19 protein-coding genes and 1 tRNA gene are annotated in these 19400 nt (G+C 64.3%); 14 read left to right on the top strand and 6 right to left on the bottom strand.

Features of this window, described 5'->3' with window-relative positions; all coding sequences use genetic code 11:
* Positions 1-13: 13 nt before the first annotated feature.
* Positions 14-901 carry a fructose bisphosphate aldolase gene (locus E0504_RS09360; protein ID WP_131623353.1) on the top strand — a complete coding sequence of 296 codons (888 nt, stop codon included), beginning with the start codon at positions 14-16 and terminating at the stop codon, positions 899-901.
* Positions 902-909: 8 nt separating this feature from the next.
* Here the strand turns inward: E0504_RS09360 and E0504_RS09355 are convergent, their stop codons facing one another.
* On the bottom strand, positions 910-1302 hold the full coding sequence (locus E0504_RS09355; protein WP_131623351.1) for a hypothetical protein: 393 nt from the start codon (positions 1300-1302) through the stop codon (positions 910-912).
* 220 nt (positions 1303-1522) lie between these two features.
* On the opposite strand from E0504_RS09355, the gene thiE reads away from it, so the two are divergent.
* From thiE to E0504_RS53415, 3 genes are all read left to right on the top strand, one after another.
* Positions 1523-2179 (top strand): thiamine phosphate synthase, encoded by a 657-nt coding sequence (thiE, locus tag E0504_RS09350; protein ID WP_207912406.1) that lies wholly within the window; start codon positions 1523-1525, stop codon positions 2177-2179.
* A 168-nt stretch (positions 2180-2347) separates the two neighbouring features.
* A complete protein-coding gene (locus E0504_RS09345) occupies positions 2348-3598 on the top strand; it encodes a L,D-transpeptidase family protein (RefSeq protein ID WP_165938455.1) in 1251 nt (416 codons plus the stop codon).
* 3 nt (positions 3599-3601) lie between these two features.
* Positions 3602-4246, top strand: coding sequence for a M23 family metallopeptidase (locus E0504_RS53415; protein ID WP_207912405.1), 645 nt, complete (start codon positions 3602-3604; stop codon positions 4244-4246).
* A gap of 2 nt (positions 4247-4248) precedes the next feature.
* Here the strand turns inward: E0504_RS53415 and E0504_RS09335 are convergent, their stop codons facing one another.
* Positions 4249-4608: an elongation factor P gene (locus E0504_RS09335; RefSeq protein ID WP_131623347.1), complete on the bottom strand. Its 360-nt coding sequence runs from the start codon at positions 4606-4608 to the stop codon at positions 4249-4251.
* Between the two features lie 141 nt (positions 4609-4749).
* Between E0504_RS09335 and efp the strand changes: the two genes are divergently transcribed.
* The 3 genes from efp to E0504_RS09320 all read left to right on the top strand — a co-directional run bounded on the left by efp (position 4750) and on the right by E0504_RS09320 (position 6275).
* On the top strand, positions 4750-5313 hold the full coding sequence (gene efp, locus E0504_RS09330) for an elongation factor P (protein WP_131623345.1): 564 nt from the start codon (positions 4750-4752) through the stop codon (positions 5311-5313).
* A 6-nt stretch (positions 5314-5319) separates the two neighbouring features.
* Positions 5320-6141, top strand: coding sequence for an inositol monophosphatase family protein (locus E0504_RS09325; protein WP_131623343.1), 822 nt, complete (start codon positions 5320-5322; stop codon positions 6139-6141).
* 49 nt (positions 6142-6190) lie between these two features.
* Positions 6191-6275: transfer RNA gene (locus E0504_RS09320), tRNA-Leu, on the top strand.
* Between the two features lie 19 nt (positions 6276-6294).
* Here E0504_RS09320 and E0504_RS09315 read toward each other — a convergent pair.
* The gene (locus tag E0504_RS09315) at positions 6295-7635 is read right to left on the bottom strand and encodes an SLC13 family permease (RefSeq protein WP_131623341.1); all 1341 of its coding nucleotides are present in this window, start codon (positions 7633-7635) and stop codon (positions 6295-6297) included.
* Here E0504_RS09315 and E0504_RS09310 point away from each other — a divergent pair.
* On the top strand, positions 7613-8665 hold the full coding sequence (locus E0504_RS09310; RefSeq protein ID WP_131623339.1) for a hypothetical protein: 1053 nt from the start codon (positions 7613-7615) through the stop codon (positions 8663-8665). The two genes, E0504_RS09315 and E0504_RS09310, sit on opposite strands and share 23 nt — an antisense overlap.
* Here the strand turns inward: E0504_RS09310 and E0504_RS09305 are convergent.
* The 3 genes from E0504_RS09305 to E0504_RS09300 form a co-directional block, all read right to left on the bottom strand.
* A complete protein-coding gene (locus tag E0504_RS09305; protein WP_131623337.1) occupies positions 8662-9183 on the bottom strand; it encodes a hypothetical protein in 522 nt (173 codons plus the stop codon). The genes E0504_RS09310 and E0504_RS09305 overlap by 4 nt on opposite strands.
* 120 nt (positions 9184-9303) lie before the next feature.
* Positions 9304-9474, bottom strand: coding sequence for a hypothetical protein (locus E0504_RS50295; protein ID WP_165938454.1), 171 nt, complete (start codon positions 9472-9474; stop codon positions 9304-9306).
* Positions 9475-9487: 13 nt separating this feature from the next.
* Positions 9488-11086 carry an isocitrate lyase gene (locus E0504_RS09300; protein ID WP_131623335.1) on the bottom strand — a complete coding sequence of 533 codons (1599 nt, stop codon included), beginning with the start codon at positions 11084-11086 and terminating at the stop codon, positions 9488-9490.
* Positions 11087-11222: 136 nt separating this feature from the next.
* On the opposite strand from E0504_RS09300, the gene E0504_RS09295 reads away from it, so the two are divergent.
* The 6 genes from E0504_RS09295 to E0504_RS09270 all read left to right on the top strand — a co-directional run bounded on the left by E0504_RS09295 (position 11223) and on the right by E0504_RS09270 (position 19390).
* Complete coding sequence (locus E0504_RS09295; protein WP_131623333.1) at positions 11223-12584, top strand: short-chain fatty acyl-CoA regulator family protein; 1362 nt, start codon at positions 11223-11225, stop codon at positions 12582-12584.
* A 75-nt stretch (positions 12585-12659) separates the two neighbouring features.
* On the top strand, positions 12660-12947 hold the full coding sequence (locus E0504_RS09290; protein WP_131623331.1) for a hypothetical protein: 288 nt from the start codon (positions 12660-12662) through the stop codon (positions 12945-12947).
* A 115-nt stretch (positions 12948-13062) separates the two neighbouring features.
* Positions 13063-14448 carry a TIGR03013 family XrtA/PEP-CTERM system glycosyltransferase gene (locus tag E0504_RS09285; protein ID WP_131623329.1) on the top strand — a complete coding sequence of 462 codons (1386 nt, stop codon included), beginning with the start codon at positions 13063-13065 and terminating at the stop codon, positions 14446-14448.
* A 10-nt stretch (positions 14449-14458) separates the two neighbouring features.
* Positions 14459-16549: an XrtA/PEP-CTERM system histidine kinase PrsK gene (prsK, locus tag E0504_RS09280; protein ID WP_207912404.1), complete on the top strand. Its 2091-nt coding sequence runs from the start codon at positions 14459-14461 to the stop codon at positions 16547-16549.
* Positions 16549-17916: a PEP-CTERM-box response regulator transcription factor gene (gene prsR / locus E0504_RS09275; RefSeq protein WP_131623909.1), complete on the top strand. Its 1368-nt coding sequence runs from the start codon at positions 16549-16551 to the stop codon at positions 17914-17916. Before prsK ends, prsR begins: the two co-directional genes overlap by 1 nt.
* Entirely contained in the window at positions 17900-19390 is a 1491-nt protein-coding gene (locus E0504_RS09270) for a tetratricopeptide repeat protein (RefSeq protein WP_165938453.1), read from the top strand. The genes prsR and E0504_RS09270 overlap by 17 nt, the downstream gene beginning before the upstream one ends.
* The last annotated feature ends 10 nt before the right edge of the window (positions 19391-19400 follow it).

Raw genomic sequence — 19400 nt, 5'->3', positions numbered from 1 at the left:
ACAGGGACACGCAATGAATACCGATGACATGACCCGCCGCATCGCCACAGGTGAAGGCTTCATCGCCGCACTCGACCAGTCCGGCGGTTCCACACCGAAGGCGCTGACCGGCTACGGCATCGAGGACGGCGCTTGGTCCGACGAGGACGAGATGTTCGGCCTGATCCACGCGATGCGGGAGCGGATCATCGAAAGCCCCTGCTTCGGCGGCGGCAAGGTGATCGGCGCGATCCTGTTCGAAAAAACCATGGACGGCATGAGCGGCGGCAAGCCGGTGCCCGAACGGCTTGCCGAGCGCGGCGTGGTGCCGTTTCTGAAGGTCGACAAGGGCCTGGAGGACGAGGCCGATGGTGTGCAGCTTATGAAGCCGATGCCGGAACTGGAAAGCCTGCTTGGCCGCGCGCGCGACAAGGGCGTGTTCGGCACCAAGATGCGCAGCGTGATCAAGTCGAACCAGGCCAGCGGCATCGAGCGAATCGTTCGCCAGCAGTTCGAGGAAGGGAAGCGCATCGTCGCCGCTGGGTTGATGCCGATCCTCGAGCCCGAATACGACATCAAGGCAAGCGACCGGGCTGAGGGTGAGAGGGTGCTATTGCAGGCGATAAGCCGCGAACTCGACGCGCTGCCCGAAGGCCAGCAGGTAATGCTCAAGCTGTCGATCCCGGTGGAAGCCAATCTCTACCAGCCGCTGATCAACCACCCCAAGGTGCTGCGCGTGGTCGCGCTTTCGGGCGGGTATTCAACGGAAGAAGCGTGCGCCAAGCTAGCAGAGAATCAGGGCATGATTGCCAGCTTCAGCCGGGGCTTGCTGCAGGACCTGCGCCACCAGCAGAGCGACGAGGAATTCGACGCCACCCTCGGTTCGGCGATCGACCAGATCCACCTCGCCTCGGTCCGCTAGCAGACAGGCTAGCGCGGTTCGTAGACGAACCGGTACTCCATCGGCTGCGTTTCGGTGCCGGCCATCTTTTCCGGCCGGACCGAAACCAGCGCGATGACCTTGCCGTGCGTGCCGTACGGCTCTCCCAGAGTCAGATCGGCGGTATCCGCCCATCCGGCGCCGGCAATGGTCGTCTTCACGACCACCCGGCCGGCCCATACGCAGCGGGCATTCATCGGGCAGCGGCTGTCCTCCACCAGCTTCCTCGGCGTGAGGATCAGATCGCCCACCTGCACCGGCTGGCCGATGGGCACCGCGTAACCGGCGGGCTGAGGCGGGGTGCTGTCGGCGGGCGGCACCACCGCACAAGCGGTCACCGAAAGCGGGGCCAGGGCCAGCACGAGCGCGGGGATTTTCATCATGCCGGCGTGATATCCCGCCCGGTACTTTCGCAGGACTGAACGTCACGCGGCGATCCTGGCGAGCCGTATCTCGCTGCGAACCCCGCACAGCAACGAAAGGCCCCGCCTTGGGCAAACGCTGCGCGGTGCTTGACGGCGCGCTTCCCGCGACCGAACAGCCCGCAATTACGCTGTCATCCAGCCGGCGCAGATGCGGACTGGCACCTGGAGGTATCGAATTGTGAGCGCGCCAAGCCAACCGAACACCCATGCCGTATCGCACTGTCACCTTTACCTCATTTCGCCGCTGGACGTGACGGGTGACTTTCCGGCCCGGCTTGAACGGGCGCTGGCCGCCGGCCACGTGGCGGCGTTCCAGTTTCGGGTGAAGGCCATTGATCAGCACGCGGCCGCAGCGCTGGCGGCGCCGCTCCAGGCCATCTGCGCGGCGCATGAATGCGCTTTCATCGTGAACGACGACATCGGGCTCGCCAAGCGCCTGAGTGCCGACGGGGTGCATCTGGGCCAAGCGGACGGCGATGTGCGAGATGCGCGCGAACAACTCGGGCGAGACTCCCAGATCGGGGTGACCTGCCACGCCAGTCGCCATTTGGCGCTGGAAGCGGGCGAAGCGGGCGCGGACTACGTCGCGTTCGGCAGCTTCTTCCCCAGCACGACCAAGGCCAGCGAGCACCGGCCTGAGTTGGCAGTCCTGGAATGGTGGCAGCAGATGGTCGAGATTCCGTGCGTGGCGATCGGCGGAATCACGCCTGACAACTGTGGTCCGCTGGTGAAGGCGGGCGCGGACTTTCTGGCTGTTTCAGCCGCGGTGTGGACTGGCGACGAGGAAGCCAACGTCCGTGCATTCGAGCGCGCCATCGCAGAGGCCAACGACTAAATGGCAGGGGCGGGACGAATCCGCTCTTAACGTCTGCAACCCTCCTCGCAGAGGGAGATTGTGCTGAACGCTCCCAGTCCCGCAGGAAACGAACCGGCGGTCATTGGTTATCGTTATCGATTGTTCCGGGGAAGGGGTGGGTCGCGCCCCGCAGACACAGGATTTTCCATGCGCTCTTTCATCGCCGCCGCTTCAGCTTTCGCGCTTGCCGCCTGTGGCTTCAACGGCACGGATCGAGACAACGATGCCGGGGCAGAGGCCGACCGTGCGGTGAATGCGACCACCGAGAACCTGGCCGACACGATGGCTTCGCACGACGGAGGGGACGCCGCTTCGGACGTGCCTGACATCCCTGACGTAGACGCGCGTCCGGTGATGCAGGCTCAGGTCGTGCTTGATCGGCAAGGGTTCGGGCCTGGCGTGATCGATGGCAAGATGGGCATGTCGACTGAAAACGCTCTCAACGGTTTCCAGGAAGCCAACGGCCTGCCGGTTACAGGCGAACTGGACGAAGCGACCAGGTCCAAGCTCAGTCAGTGGCAGTCCATCCCTGCAACGCGGGTAGTGCGCATTCCGGCGGACTGGGGGAATGAGCAGTACATGCGCACCCCCGATGAGCCGGAAGATCAGGCGAAGCTGGAGCGGCTGGGATATCAGAATCTCGATGAACGTCTGGCCGAGCGGTTCCACACCACGGTTGACGTGCTCAAGTCATTGAACCCGGGCGGAAGGCCCGCAGGCATGATGGCCGATTCAGCGGCAGCCGGGGGAGCTAGCCCTTCAGCCACGGCAACGCCCGGGCCGACCGGCAGCGCCTCGCCAACTCCCTCCCCATCGGCGACCGCATCGGGCGCGGCGGACCTAGCGCCGCTGCCATCGACCTTTACCGCAGGAAAGCTGATCCGCGTACCGAACATCGGTGCCGATCGCATCGCTCCGGGTTCGGTCAAGGATGCCAAGTGGCAGCGGACGCTGCAAAGTCTGGGTGTCGGTACGGATCAGCCGAAGGCCGCAAAGGTTGTTGTGAGCAAGAGCAAGGGCACGCTGAAAGCGTTCGATCAGGGCGGCAAGCTGATTGCGCTGTTCACCGTGACCTCCGGATCGAGCCGCGACCCGCTTCCGCTCGGCGAATGGAAGATCAACGCAGTCGCCCATAATCCGCCGTTCAACTACAATCCCGACCTGTTCTGGGATGCCGAGGCGACGGATGAAAAAGCCACTTTGCCGCCGGGTCCGAACGGTCCGGTCGGGGTCGTCTGGATTGACCTTAGCAAGGAACACTATGGGATCCACGGCACGCCCGAGCCGCAGACCATTGGCCGCGCAGAATCTCACGGCTGCGTGCGACTCACCAACTGGGATGCGGCGCGACTGGCGCAGATGGTAAGCACCGATACCCAGGTGATTTTCGAGAAATAGGCCATGTTGCACCAGCTCGATCGGCTGCTGACGATTGTGGTGACCGCGACACTGACGTCAGCGGTCTGGATCGTGGCGGGTGGGACGATCATGCAGCAAGCGAATTTCGCGAGCGGAGGAGAGGCGCCCCAGTCTGCTGCGAATGCTTCCCGCGGCGTGCAGCAATCGGACCGGCAGTTGGCTGGTCGATCGGTCATGGCTCCGGCACGCGGCGCAACGCTCGTGGTGCCGGTAGTCGGCAAGACTGCCGCCGATTTGACCGACACTTTTACTCAGGCGCGCGGCGGAGGGACGCGGGTGCATGACGCGATTGACGTCATGGCGGCGGAAGGAACGCCGATCATCGCCGCCGCGCCGGGACGGATCGAAAAGCTGTTCACATCGAAAGCCGGCGGACTGACGATCTACGTCCGCTCACTCGACCAGCGGACAATCTACTATTATGCCCACCTCAGAGACTATGCGCCGGGACTGCGCGAAGGTCAGACGGTGACCGCCGGCCAGCGGCTTGGCAGCGTAGGGCACACCGGTAATGCTGATCCGGCAGGGCCGCATCTTCATTTCGCGGTGCTGCAGACGCACCCGGGATCAAAGTGGTCGGAGCCGGCCACCGCCATCAATCCATATCCCTTGCTGGGTGGGAAGTAGGTCTAGCGCGATGACCCAGTGCGCACGCAGCGCATCTTGGCGAATTCGCCTTCAAGGTTCGTGCGCTGAAGCCGTTTGGGACTGACCCGTTCAAACCGGGCACCCCGCATGGGGCCGCGGGTGAACACCACGTCGTCGCCGGACAGTAGATAGGTGCCCTTGCCGGTTTCAGCCACGTAGGTCGACGCATTGGTGATTTCAAACCAGGCCTTGTCGACCGGTCGCGATGCCAGCCCCGCCGCATCGCCCGGAAGCTCGCAGACATAGCGGCCGTGCGGCAGGGTGCCGAGCTTGCCTTCGTGGGCGGCGGTTCCGAAACCCGCGGTCGCGAGCAGCAGTACAGCGAAAAAGTGGCTCGTCATCAGGGGCATTCGTAGCATGCACCAGCTGTTGCCGCCACCTGCCTTGCCGGTTGCTGACCGAGCCGCTAAGGCGCGCAGGCATGGTGCCGCGCCCCCGGGGGCTCACCCGCGCGGCCAATTACTCCAAGAGGCTCTTTAGCGATGAAAATCTCCGGCGTGGACATTCGTCCCGGTAACATCCTTGAATACGACGGCGGGATCTGGAAGGTGGCCAAGATCCAGCACACCCAGCCCGGCAAGGGGGGGGCGTACATGCAGGTCGAGATGAAGAACCTGCAGGACGGCCGCAAAACCAACGTCCGTTTCCGCAGCGCCGACACGATCGAGCGCGTGCGCCTGGACCAGAAGGCGTATCAGTATCTCTACGCCGATGGCGAGATGCTGGTGTTCATGGACAAGGATTCGTACGAACAGATCACTCTGCCCGCCGACCTGGTGGGAGAGGCAGCAGCGTTCCTGCAGGACGGCATGGAAGTCGATCTGGAACTGTGGGATGAGAAGCCGATCTCGGTCGCGCTGCCCAGCCAGATCGAAGCCACTATCGTCGAAGCTGATGCGGTGGTTAAGGGGCAGACGGCGTCCTCGAGCTACAAGCCTGCGATCCTCGACAATGGCGTGCGCGTGATGGTGCCGCCGCATATCGGCAGCGGCACGCGGATCGTGGTCGACGTCTATGAGCGGACTTACGTCGGCAAGGCTGGTTAACACATCATGGCGGCGATTTCGGGCCTGATCCGTGTGATGGAGAAAGCCGCGCGCAAAGCGGGCGGAAAACTGCGGCGCGATTTCGGCGAGGTCGAGCACCTCCAGGTCAGCCGCAAGGGACCGGCCGATTTCGTGTCGAAGGCCGATCAGATTTCCGAACGGACGATCTACGACGAGCTGCTCCACGCGCGGCCCGACTGGGGGTTCGAACTGGAAGAAGGCGGCACGATCGACGGCAAGCCCGGGATGCCGCGCTGGGTGGTCGATCCGCTCGACGGCACCAGCAACTTCCTTCACGGCATCCCGCATTTTGCGATCTCGATCGCCGCGCAGGAACCCAAGCCGGATGGCTCGGGCTGGGGCGAAGTGATTGCCGGCGTGGTCTATCAGCCGATCACTGACGAGACCTTCTGGGCGGAAAAGACCCGTGGCGCCTGGCTGCAGGACAAGCGGCTGAGAGTGTCGAGCAGGAAGAACATGGCGGATGCTCTCGTCGCCACCGGCATACCTTATGGCGGGCATGGCGACTTTGGGGAATGGACGCGCGTGCTGGCGGCCATCGGCCCGCAAGTGGCCGGCATCAGGCGCTTCGGTGCCGCATCCCTCGATCTGGCATGGGTCGCCGCCGGACGTTTCGACGGTTTTTGGGAGAGCGATCTTGCCGCATGGGACACAGCGGCAGGCTGCCTGTTGGTGCGCGAAGCAGGCGGGTTCGTGACCGATTACCGGGGGCGCTCGTTGCCGGTGTGCGACCGTCAGGTCCTGGCCGCGAATGACGGCCTGCATTCCAAGCTGCACAAGAACCTCGCTGGCGCGCTCAAGAACTGACGGCGGCTTGCCGCGCGCGCTTGCGGCGGCTAAGCCGCGCTCCGCCTGTGCCCCCGTGGTGGAATTGGTAGACGCGCTCGACTCAAAATCGAGTTCCGCAAGGAGTGCCGGTTCGACTCCGGCCGGGGGCACCAGACCTGATTGCCGACCCGCCTAGAACGGGAAGGCGAAGTGGATGGCGACGATCGCCACTATTCCGGTGATTGCGTTCAGGGGCAGGCCGACGCGCAGGAAATCGGTGTAGCGATAACCCGCCATTTGATAGACGATGACGTTCGTCTGATAGCCGAACGGCGTCGCGAAGGCGGCGCTTCCGGCCATCATCACTGCGACCAGGAACGGGCGAGGACTGACGCCAAGGCTTTCCGCGAGCGCGACCGCGATCGGCGTGACCAGCACCGCCACGGTCGCATTGGACAGAAGTTCGGTCAGGATCATCGTCACGAGATAAAGCACGATCAGCGCCGCAAGCGGGCTGATCTCGTCGGTCGATCCGATGAGAATCCGGGTGGCGGCATCGGCCAATCCACTTTCTTCCATCGCAATCCCAATCACGACCATGCCGGCGATCAGGATCAGGATGTCCGGTTTGAGCCCGCCATACGCTTCGTCGGGGGTAATGACCTTGAGCAGGATCAGCAGGACGGCGCCGGCAAAGGCGCTCGCCGCGATGGGAGCGATATTCAAGGCCGCGGCGGCAATCGCGCCAAGGAAGATGGCCGAGGCGATCGCGGCGTTGATCGGCTGGAACGGGCGGGGCTCGGCAAACAGTTCAGCATGCCCGACTTGCACGTGCACGTCGTCAGTCCCGGCGGCGGCAAGGTTGGCGAGACCGCGTCGCGTATCTTCCTCCTTTTCCTCCTCCGCGCCGTCTTCGTTGATCGACTTTCTCAGCAGCCGGCCGCTGAAAAGAAACAGGTAGAGCCCGCCGATGATTGCCATCGGCACTCCCACCGGGGTGATCTCGAAAATTCCGAAGCGTGGCTGGCCGGCAATACTCGCCATGTCGTCGACGAGCAGATTGGTCGAGGTGCCGATGAGCGTGCAACATCCGGTCAGCACCGAGATATACGACAACGGCATGAGGTATCGCTTCGGCGAAAGCTTGAGCGCCTTTGCCACGTCGCGGATCACGGGCGCGCCGAGTACCACGATCGGAGTGCTGTTGAGAAAGCAGGAGACGACCCCGATCGCCGAAAGGAGCATCCATATGCCCGCGGCCCCCGCGCGCTTGCACAGCTTGACCCCGGCCGCGATCGCCCGGTCCAGCAAGCCCGACAGTTCCAGCGCATAAGCGATCACGAATAGCGAGGCGAGAGCGATAATGGCCGGACTGGCGAACGCGCCCTGAACTTCGATCGGGCGGACGACGCCCGTCATGAGCAGAACCGCGGCGCCGCTTAGGGCTACCACATCCGGTCGAACGACGTCCCAGATCAATGCCGCGACCACTGCCGCGAGCACCACGAGGGTGAGGATCTCGTCGACGTTCACTTATGGCGCCAAGCCAGGGCGGCGGGTCGATAGCTGGACATGCACGCCTTTCCTGCAGGAAGATCGCCCCAGCTTTGTACCGGGTCTGGAGTCTGCCTCCGGTTTTGCCTATCAACTGACCATGCAAGAGCCAAGCCCACGCGCCAGCCGTCTAGTTCTTGCGGGCGCGCTGGCCGCCGTGGTCCTGGTAGGCGGCGCAGGGTTCCTGCTCGGGCGGGGAAGCGCTCCGGAAGCACTCTCGCCCGCACCTGTCGCATCACCAAAGCCAGATCCGTCACCAACACCGGCCGGCATTCTTGGACGAGCGGATCTGATTTCACTGGCGGCAGAAGCGGCCGATGCGTTTACCAGTCGCCGCGCGCCCGGTGAGGAGTTGGTCGATTCTGGCGGGCGGCGCTTTGAACTGCGTCTTCCGTTCGGATGCGAAGGTCCGGCGGAGCCCGATGCCGAAGTACCAATGCGTTGGCTCTATGACAGCGAGGACGAGACGCTCCGCTTCGTCATCGCGCCCGTTCAATGGTCAGGCGGCGCCTGGTGGTTGGGCGAAAGCGCCCTCCGGGTCGAGGCGATCGAGGGGTTCTGGATAGAGCAACCGTGGACTTCGAACGAGGCATGTCCAGCACCGGCTGTCACACCGGCGCAAGATGACGAACCACAGGAATCCCCGGCGGAACCTCAAGCGCCCGGCACGGTACCCGAACCGACGCTGGCGATCGGCCAGGTCTTCCTAACGGACGGGCCTCGACGCGGTCGCCGTGACGGCACCGCCTACGAAGCCGTACTGCGGGTGCCGCCGGAGGAACTTGACGCTTCGAAAGGGTTCCGCCTGCGGATCAGCGGCAGGCTTGCGCGCGGGACCGGTGCGACGCCCATCGCCTGCCGCCAGGCCGCCGATGGGCGGCAGCGCCCGGTCTGCCTGATCAGCACCATCATCGACGAAGTAGCCATCGAGAATGGTGCCTCAGGTGAAACCCTCGCTGCATGGAGTACCAGCGGGCGGGCCGCGCCCGCCGTTGCGCCAGAGACTTAGTCGGAGGTTGTCGCCTCGCCCGAACGAGCACGCGAAGCCGCCATTAGCCCGTCGATCTGCTCGGCGCGCTCAGGTTGTCCTGATTGATCACGCGCAGCTTCGTAGCGGGCGATCAGGTCTCTTCTCTGCTCATCGGTCATGCGCGCCCACACCGCTGCGGAAACGCCGTAAGCGTTGAACGAAGCAGGCGCTGCCCCCGCCGTCCCGTTCGCGAAGTCGCTTTCGAGTGCGCCCGGCTGCGCAGAAGATCCCGCCCTATCCATCGGCTCACCGAAGCTGCGGTCGAAGGTGTCTGTCACCGCGAAAGCGGCGTGCGGCTGAACACTTTTGCGGGCAAGCTCTGTCGGGCCGGCGTGAGGAGATGAGCGAGTAGCGACAGGCTTCAATTCGCTGGCGGCCGCCTTGCGGTTTTCGCCATCGGCAAACACGCCGACCGCTGCCGTCACCGCGAGCGTAAGCACGGCGAAGTGGCGGTACATCTGCGCGCCGGTTGATGCGGTCGGTGCCTTGCGAACCATGCTCGGTGCACTAGCGCATCAAGGCTGAAGGCCTCGAAACCGTGGATGGTTGAGGATTAATTGACGGCCGCCGGAGACGGGGGATCCCCGACGGCCGTCTCTCCTCCCCAGGAGATCCTGTCAGGTGTAGCTGCCGAGCCTGTGGTGCAGCGCGTTGATCTTCGCCAGTTCTTCCCGATCGTCGCAACTGCGGGCATACGCGGTCAGGGCGGTACGAAGCAGGCGGAAATCGGCAGTCGACAGAAGGGCTCGGGCGCGGCTGGGTTCAGGTGCGGGTGTCTCTTCAGTCATCGTGGTCATCCCTTTACGCAGCAGCGAACTGGTTCATTGTGTTGTGCTCGCCGCCAGCCTTCAGTGCAGCCTCGCCGGCGAAGTAGTCCTTGTGATCGTCACCGATGTCGCTGCCCGACATGTTCTGGTGCTTCACGCACGCGATGCCCTGGCGGATTTCTTCGCGCTGCACGTTCTTCACGTAGCCCAGCATACCGGCATCGCCGAAGTATTCACGAGCAAGATTGTCGGTGCTGAGCGCGGCCGTGTGGTACGTCGGCAGCGTGATCAGGTGATGGAAGATGCCCGCCTCACGCGCCGCGTCGGCCTGGAAGGTGCGGATGCGTTCATCGGCTTCGGCGGCAAGGTCGGTTGAATCGTAGTCGACACTCATAAGCCTGGCGCGATCATAAGCCGAGACATCCTTGCCCGCTTCTGTCCAGGCATCGAACACCTGCTGGCGGAAATTGAGCGTCCAGTTGAAGCTAGGCGAATTGTTGTACACCAGCTTGGCATTGGGGATCACCTCGCGGATGCGGTTCACCATCCCGCCGATTTGTCCGATGTGGGGCTTTTCGGTCTCGATCCACAGCAAGTCCGCGCCATTCTGCAGCGATGTAATGGAATCCAGCACGCAGCGGTCCTCGCCCGTGCCAGCGCGGAACTGGAACAGGTTGGACGGCAGGCGCTTGGGCCGCAGCAGCTTGCCATCGCGGGTGATGAGGACGTCGCCGTTGCCGATCTGGCTGGCATCCACCTCCTCGCAATCGAGGAAGCTGTTGTACTGGTCGCCCAGGTCGCCCGGCTCTTTTGAGTAGGCGATCTGCTTGGTCAGACCCGCGCCGAGGCTGTCGGTCCGGGCGACGATTACCCCATCCTCCACGCCGAGCTCGAGGAAGGCGTAGCGAACCGCACGGATCTTCTGGAGGAAATCCTCGTGCGGCACGGTGACCTTGCCGTCCTGGTGGCCGCACTGTTTTTCGTCGGACACCTGGTTTTCGATCTGGATTGCGCAGGCACCCGCCTCGATCATTTTCTTGGCGAGGAGATAGGTTGCCTCGGCATTTCCGAAGCCGGCATCGATATCGGCGATGATCGGCACGACGTGCGTTTCGTGGTTGTCGATGGCGTGCTGGAGGCGCTTGGCTTCCACTTCATCGCCACCCTCCCGCGCCTTGTCGAGTTCGCGGAACAGACCGCCGAGCTCGCGGGCATCAGCCTGGCGTAAGAAGGTGTAGAGTTCTTCGATCAGCGCGGGGACCGAAGTCTTCTCGTGCATCGATTGATCGGGCAGGGGGCCGAACTCGCTCCGCAACGCGGCGATCATCCAGCCAGACAGATAGAGGTACCGCTTGTTCGTGGTGCCGAAATGCTTTTTGATCGCGATCAGCTTCTGCTGGCCGATGAAGCCATGCCAGCAACCCAGCGACTGAGTGTATTGCGCCGCATCGGCATCGTACGCCGCCATGTCATCCCGCATGATCCTGGCGGTGTAGCGGGCGATGTCGAGACCGGTCGGAAAGCGATTCTGCAGCTTCATTCGCGCGGCGCTCTCGGCGTCGATCGCGGCCCACGGGGCGCCCGCGTTTTCGATTGTGTGGCGGAGGTCAGTGATGCTGCTTTGGTAAGTCATGGATCGATTCCCGTGTCGGCTTGTGTCGACTGAATGACACACCACGCTCCGGTTCGATCACAAAAATGACAAACAATCTTGTCAGTGGGGTGTCCTAAAGGCAATCCAATGTGAAAACCTGTAAAGGACTTTACAAATGCCCGAGGCGGGATTGTTCGTCGGTGCGGCGCTTCGCCGGTTGCGGAAACGGGCCGGACTGACGCAAGCGGCGATGGCGAGCCGACTGGCCATTTCTCCCAGCTACCTCAACCTGATCGAGCGCAACCAGCGTCCTCTGTCAGCGCGCGTCGTGCTGCAAGTGGTGCAACAGTTCGATTTCGATCCGCGCAGCTTGCGGGAGGACGAGGCAATCGGCGGGATCGACGGTCTCGCGCGACGGATGGCCGACGAGCGGTTCAGCGATCTCGGCATCGATCGGGACGAACTCGCCGAGATGCTGTCAGCCGCGCCGCAAGCGGCCGCGGCGTTCGCCCGCCTGTACGACAACGCGGGACCCGCCGAACGGCGCGAGGACCCGACCGATGCCGCTCGCCGCGAAATCGAGCGCTGGCGCAACCATTTCGCCGATCTCGATGCAGCCGCCGAAAGTCTCGCTGATGAATTGCGTCTGTCGCGCGGCGATACCTATACCGCGCTCGCTGAGCGGCTACGCGATCGGCATCAGTTGGGAATCCGGATTTTGCCGCGCGAGGTCATGCCCGACGCGCTGCGCAGGCTGGACCTTCATGCGCGGCAGCTTCAGCTGGGTGAAATGCTCGATCCGGCATCGCGCACGTTCGAGGCGGCGACCCAGATCGCGCAACTCGAATTCCGAGACGAGATCGCCAACCTTGCGGCCGGGGGCCAGTTCGCCGAGCCGGCGGCGCGCGCCCTGTTCGAACGACATCTCACGGCCTATGTCGCGGCAGCTCTGGTGATGCCTTATGGACGCTTCCTGCGCGCGTGCGAGGCCACCGGATATGACTTCCCCGTTCTGCTTCGGCGTTTCGGCGTTGGGTTTGAGCAACTGGCGCACCGGTTGACGACCCTTCAGCGCGTGGGACAGCGCGGGTTACCGTTTTTCATGGCCCGGCTCGACCGGGCGGGCCAGTATTCAAAGCGCTTTGCCGGCGCGAGCGGTGCGACGCTGCTGGAAAGCGCCAACTCGTGTCCCTTGTGGCATGCCCACCGCGCGTTCGAACAACCAGGCGAACTGTTCGTGCAGACGGTGTTGCAGGATGGCGCTGGCGCAGCACCCGCACATTGGCTGACGATCGCGCGCACGGTGGATGGGCGGGCCGGTGGGCGGTTCGTCGTCGTGTTGGGCCTCGAGGCGCGCTTGGCAAGCGAACTCGCGGCGGCTCGCGGCCGGTCGCTTCGGGCAGAGGAGGCGACGCCGTTCGGCCTTGGTTGCGACCGTTGTCATGTGCGTGGATGTCTTCAGCGCGCGCTCCCCCCACGCGGGACGACGCTCGCGTTCTCCTCCCTGGAGGAGGGCGTGACGCCGTTTCGGTTCTAGTCGTTAACCTCGATCGCGGAACCTGCGGACCCAGCCATTCGTTTCCGGTCAGCATTTTATGAGGGAGTGCCACCAATGGTTGACGAACGCATCACTGAAGTGAGGACGCCTGCCGGCGACACTCACACCACGCATACGGTTGTGACCGATGGCGAGCGCAGGGGCGGCGGGTCCGGCTGGGTCGTCGCACTGGCCCTGATCGTCGCCCTCATCGCTGCGATCTGGTTCTTTTCAGGCATGAGCAACTCGGAAGCCGCAAAAGACAACGCCATCGCAGACGCCGCCAGCGATGTCGGCAACGCAGCCGAACAGGTGGGCAATGCAGCCCAGGACGCTGCCGACAACGTGACTAACAATAACTGAGCCGTTCCACGCCCGCCCCGGTGTGCGTCAGGTCAGGGTCCCGCTGTAAAGTTTACCGACATTTCATCTCTCGGTCCTAGGGCTTGCCTCGATAGGAGCGCCCCGGGCCGAGACGATGATCCGCCTTTTCAAGCATTATATCCCGCACGCGGTGATGCTGCTGGGCCTGTTCGATCTCGCGCTGTTGCTGATCGCGGGGGAAGTTGCGTGGCAGGTTCGCGCATCGCAGATCGGCACAGGGACGGGGTCGCTCGGCGATCGCCTCGTCATGCTCGCAATGTTCGCCATGACAGTGTGGTTGGCGATGATCGCCGTCGGCACCTATGGCGCCGATGCCTTGCGGTCGATGCGCTATGCCGGCGCGCGGTTGCTGGTAGCGGTCAGCATAGGCATCATCGCGCTGTCGGTGATCGACTTTGTCCTGCCGGGTCACACGTTTTGGCGGTCCACCCTGCTGTATGCGATGTTCCTGGGGATCGCACTTCTGATCGCGAACCGTCTGCTGCTCGGATCGGTGATCGGCACCGCGGCGTTCCGCCGACGCGTCCTGGTGCTGGGCGATGGACTGCGAGCAAGGCGGATCAAGGAATTGGCGGAGCGACCGGAGAGCGGTTTCGCGGTGGTCAGCTTCATCGGGATGAACGAAGGTTCTCCGGTCATCGACGAGGCGATCCCCCGCGCAGCGATCCACGACCTTGGCCGCTTCGTCGAGAATATCGGCGCCAGCGAGGTGGTCCTGGCGCTGGAGGAGCGGCGCAATTCGCTTCCGCTCAAAGACTTGCTCCGGATCAAGACCCACGGGGTTCACGTCAGCGATTTCTCCAGCTTCCTGGAACGCGAAACCGGGCGGGTCGATCTCGACACGCTCAATCCGAGCTGGCTCATCTTTTCCGACGGGTTCAGCTCGGGACGGGTGGTGTCCAGCGCGGCCAAGCGGGTGTTCGATATCGCGGCCAGCGGCCTGCTGCTCGCCCTGACGCTGCCGCTGATCGCCGTGTTCGCGCTCTTGGTGAAGCTCGACAGCAAGGGCCCTGCGTTTTTCCGCCAGACCCGAGTGGGGCTTTATGGCCAGAGCTTCCAGTTGGTGAAGCTCCGCTCGATGCGCATCGACGCCGAAAAGAACGGCGCTCAGTGGGCGTTGAAGGACGATCCGCGGGTCACGCGCCTCGGGCGCTTCATTCGCAAAGTGCGGATCGACGAGCTGCCGCAAGTCTGGACCGTGCTCACCGGCCGGATGAGCTTCGTGGGTCCGCGGCCGGAAGTGCCGCAGTTCGTCACCGACCTCGAGGACAAGCTGCCGTATTATGCCGAGCGGCACATGGTGAAGCCGGGCATTACCGGGTGGGCACAGATCAACTATCCCTATGGCGCCAGCGTTGAAGACGCGCGGGCCAAGCTGGAATACGATCTCTATTACGCCAAGAATTACACCCCCTTCCTCGACCTGCTGATCCTTCTGCAGACCTTGCGGGTCGTGCTGTGGCCGGAAGGCGCCCGCTGAGATGGCCCACGTGTGGATCGTTGCCGGTTTCTTCCTCAGCCTTGCGGCCGCAGTCAGCTGCACGCTGGTCGCTGCATTCCTGTGGCGCAAGCAAAGCCAACGCCGCGAACGCGGCGCGACCATCGCGGCGCTGGCGATCACCGCGCTGTGGTGCGTGACCCATGCCGCATGGGGACCACAGGCCACTGCTGCCAACCTGCTCGAAAGCGCCCGAAACGTGGCGTGGATCATCGTACTTTACCGGTTGTTCGGCAACGACGGGCGCGATCACAGCCTCGGGCCGATCCGTCCCCTGGTGATTGCGTTGTGCCTGGTCGAACTGCTGCAGGTCGGCGTCGTCATTCTGGATGCGCGTTTCGGTTCTCAGGCTCAGGTGCACTCCGTCACCCTATCCGTAACCGCACTGCTGCGAGCGCTGGTGGCGGTCGGAGCACTGGTGCTGGTGCACAACCTTTACGCCGGTGCCTCTGCCGTATCGCGCCAGGTGATCCGCTGGGCAGCGGCTGCGCTGGCGCTGATGTGGGGATACCAGCTCAATCTCTACACGGTGGCCTGGTTCGCGCGGACGATGCCTGCAGAGATGGTCGCGCTGCGCGGACTGGTCCCGGTGGTTATGGCGGTGCTGTTGGCGATCGGCGCCAACGCGCGCGCTGCTGATCTTAAGCTGTCCGCCAGCCGCACAGTTGCGTTTCAGACCTTGTCGTTGATCCTTATCGGCGGTTACCTCTTGGGGATGCTGCTGCTGTCGCAGTCGCTCAGTCTGCTGGGAGGCGATTTCGCCCGGTTGACGCAAGTTGCATTCCTATTCGCCGCTGCGACCGGTGCGCTGTTGTGGCTTCCGTCGGCGAAGCTGCGCGGCTGGTTGCGGGTCAAAGCCTACAAGCACCTGTTTCAGCACCGGTACGATTATCGGGCCGAGTGGCTGCGCTTCACCGGCACCATCGGCCGCGCCGGTCCCGAAGCGCCCGCGTTACCTGACCGCGCTGCGCAAGCGCTGGCCGACATCACCGACAGCCAGGGCGCAGTGCTGTTGCTGCCAGCGGAGGACGGCCGTTTTCAGCTGGCCGGTCGTTGGCAGTGGCCGGAGGTCACCGTGCCGGCGGAGGCGTGCTCGCCCGAACTGGTGGCCACGCTCGAACGGGCCGGCAGGGTTGTCGAGTTGGACGAGGTGCGGGCAGGCGCCGGTTCATCCGGCGAGCAGTCCGCGGTGCCGCCGTGGATGTGCCACGATCCCCGTGCCTGGGCTGTGGTGCCCCTGCTGCATTTCGATCGGTTGATCGGCATCGCGCTGCTCGCGCGCCCTCCGGTCGCGCGACGCCTGGATTGGGAGGATTTCGACCTCCTCAAGGTGGTGGGCCGGCAGCTTGCCAGCTATCTCGCGGAGCAGGCGGGTCACGAAGCCTTGATGGAAGCGGCGCAATTCGACGAATTCAATCGCCGGATCGCCTTCGTGATGCACGACATCAAGAATTTGGCGAGCCAGCTTTCCCTGTTGTCGCGCAATGCGCAGCGCCACGCCGATAACCCCGAGTTCCGCCAGGACATGCTGGTGACACTGACCAAGAGCGCCGAAAAGCTCAACGCACTGCTTGCCCGCCTCGGCCGTTATGGCGCCAGCGGTAGCGCATCGCGGCAGTCCGTCGATCTGACAGCTCTGGCGCGACGGGTCGCCGGCCGCTGCGCCCCGCTGCATCCGGTGGACCTGACGCGGGCGGATCAATGCACCGTTTTGGCCGACCCGGAAGGGCTGGAGCAGGCGTTGGTGCATCTGGTGCAGAACGCTATCGACGCGAGCCCGCCTGGCGTGCCGGTCTACCTCGACGTGTCGTGCGATGGGTTGCAGGGCCGGATCGAGATCGTCGATTCCGGCACGGGCATGAGTCCGCGCTTTGTGCGGGAGAGCCTGTTCAAGCCGTTCGTGTCTTCGAAGAATGGCGGCTTCGGCATCGGCGCGTTCGAGGCGCGCGAGCTGGTTCGCGCAATGGGCGGGCGCCTTGATGTCGAATCCCGCGAAGGACTGGGTACCCGCTTCTCTATCGCGCTCCCGTTATCGGCGGCTGCCGGATATCTCGAAAAGAACTTTGAAAGTGAGGCCGCGTGATGCGCGAGGGAAAGCCACGCCTGCTGGTGATCGAGGACGACGAAGGGCTGCAAGCGCAGCTCAAGTGGGCTTACGAAGACTTCGCGGTGACGATCGCCGGCGACCGCGACAGCGCGCTTGCCGCCCTCCGCTCAGAGGAGCCGGCAGTGGTCACGCTTGACCTGGGGCTGCCGCCGGATCCCGACGGCACCAGTGAAGGTTTCGCGGTGCTCGATGCGATCATGGCGCTGAAGCCCGATACAAAGGTGATCGTCGCCTCGGGCCATGGCGCACGGTCGAGCGCACTGGAAGCGATCGAACGCGGCGCATACGACTTCTACCAGAAGCCGGTCGACATCGACGCGCTGGGCCTGATCGTGCGCCGCGCGTTCGCCCTGCGTGAGATCGAGGAAGAGAACCGACGCCTTGCCGCCAAGGTGGGTGAGGACAAGACCGTGCTCGGCACGATGATAACTGCGGCACCCGAAATGGCCAAGGTCGCGCGCACGATCGAGCGAGTGGCCAACACCAACGTGTCGGTGATGCTGCTTGGCGCCAGCGGGACCGGCAAGGAGCTGCTCGCCCGCGGGTTGCACCAGGCGAGCGACCGTCGGGGCGGGGCGTTCGTCGCGCTCAATTGCGCGGCTATTCCGGAGACGTTGCTCGAGGCGGAGCTGTTCGGCCACGAGAAAGGCGCCTTCACCGGCGCCGTGCGCACCAACGAGGGCAAGATCGAATTGGCGCACGGCGGCACCCTGTTCCTCGACGAAGTGGGCGACATTCCGCTACCGTTGCAGGTCAAGCTGCTGCGGTTCTTACAGGAGCGCACGATCGAGCGGATCGGCGGACGCAAAGCGATCGAGGTGAACACCCGCATCGTCTGCGCCACGCATCAGGACCTGGAAGCCATGATCGGCGCGGGGACGTTCCGCGAGGACTTGTTCTATCGCTTGGCCGAGATCGTTGTGAAAGTGCCTACGCTCGCCGAGCGCCCGGGCGATGCCGTGCTGCTGGCGAAGTCGTTCCTTAGTCGCTTCGCGGCCGAGATGAACCCGCGCGTCAAAGGGTTCGCTCCCGATGCGCTCGCCGCCATCGACGCATGGCAATGGCCGGGCAACGTGCGGGAACTGGAAAACCGGGTGAAGCGCGCGGTGATCATGACTGATGGCAAACTCGTCAGCGCCGTGGATCTCGACCTCATTGCTCCGGTCGATGACGGCTCGGCCGAACTGCTCAACCTCAAGAGTGCCCGCGAGAAAGCCGATCGAACGATGATCCGCCATGCGCTGGCACGCAGCGAGGGCAACATCTCCAGCAGTGCCAAGCTGTTGGGCATCAGTCGTCCTACGCTTTACGATCTGCTCAAGCAGTATGATCTCCACGCGTGAACTGACACTGGCTCTCGCGCTGGTGCTGTACGGCTGCGGGGGCGGAACAGGGGCGGCGCGGTCCGATGACTGGCGGGCGGCACTCGCGCAAGGGGACGCCATCAGCGCGGAGTGGGCGCTGAAGCGTGAACTTGAGGCAGGGCAGCCTGCGAACGAGTTGGCGCCGTTCCTGGGGGAGGCCGAACTAGGGCAGGGTAACCTGTCGGAGGCGGGGCGCTGGCTCGGCTCGGTGGACTTCGCCCCGGCCGTTGCGGCGCACGGGTTCCACATGCTCGGCCGCCTGCGCATGGCAGAGGGTGACCTGGCGGGCGCGGGTCAGGCATTCGACCGCGCGCTGACGGGCGCTCCGGACGATCCTGAGCTGTGGGTCGATATTGCTCGCCTGCGTTATCGCGGCGGGGAGCAGGTGCAGGCAGCCGAAGCGTCGCATCGCGCCCTCGCGCTTGGTCCAGACAACGTGGCGGCGTTATTGTTGCGTGCGCAGATGGAATGCGATGCGCATGGCAATGCCGCTGCTTTGCCGTTGCTCGAACGGGGGCTTTCGGTAGCTCCTGACGAACCCGATTTGCTGGTCGAATATGCCGCTACCCTTGGGGAACTGGGCCGCGCCAACGGGATGCTGGTAACAGTAAGGCACCTCGCCGCGGTCGCACCGGGCGATGGACGCGCGCTCTATCTTCAGGCGGTTCTCGCGGCCCGCGGAGGCCGCTTTGACCTTGCGCGATCCCTGCTGCAGCGCAGTGGTGGCGCGGTTCAAAAAACGCCGGCGGCACGGCTTCTGCTTGGAGTACTCGATTTAGAAGGAGGGAATCCCGCCAGCGCGGCGCAAGTATTTGATGGGGTGTTGCGACGTCAGCCCGACAACCGGCGTGTGCAGGTCCTGCTGGCGCGGGCTCTGTTCATGGCTGGCTCCGATAGGGAACTGATTGGGCGGTTTTCCCAGGAGCAACTCGATCCCTACGTCGCCCTGCTGGTGGCACGAGCGTACGAGAACCAGGGTGATCGCGCCCACGCCGGCCTGTACCTGGACCGTGCACTGGCGCGATCGGCGGAGATGCGGGTGGGTGTGCTGCCCCCAGCGACATCGCTCGGCATGGCGCCGACGCGCGTTGTCGCGAGAGGAGCGGACGCCGTAACGTTGGTTCGTGGACTGATCCGCGCAGGGCGCACAGAAGACGCCCGCGCAGCTGCAAAACGCTGGCTGCTGAAACATCCCGGCTCGGCCGAAGCCATGGCCCTTGCGGGAGATGCAGCGTTTGCTGCCGGCGATTGGGCGGGAGCGATGCGGCACTACCACTCTTCAGCCGCGATCAAGCAATCATGGCCGCTCACGAAGCGGATGGCAGCCGCGCTGAAGGCTGGGGGACACCCCGGAGCGGCCAAAGATCTCGTCGCCGCGCATGTTCGGGGCGGACCCGCCAATGCAAAGGCCGCTGCCGTACTCGCTCGCCGCAGCGCATCCTTCGGCGGCTGACGCTCGACAA

This window comes from Parafrankia sp. BMG5.11 (genome assembly GCF_004337455.1).
The sequence above is the reverse complement of the archived record's forward strand: the minus strand, read 5'-3'. Positions and strand labels throughout refer to the sequence as shown.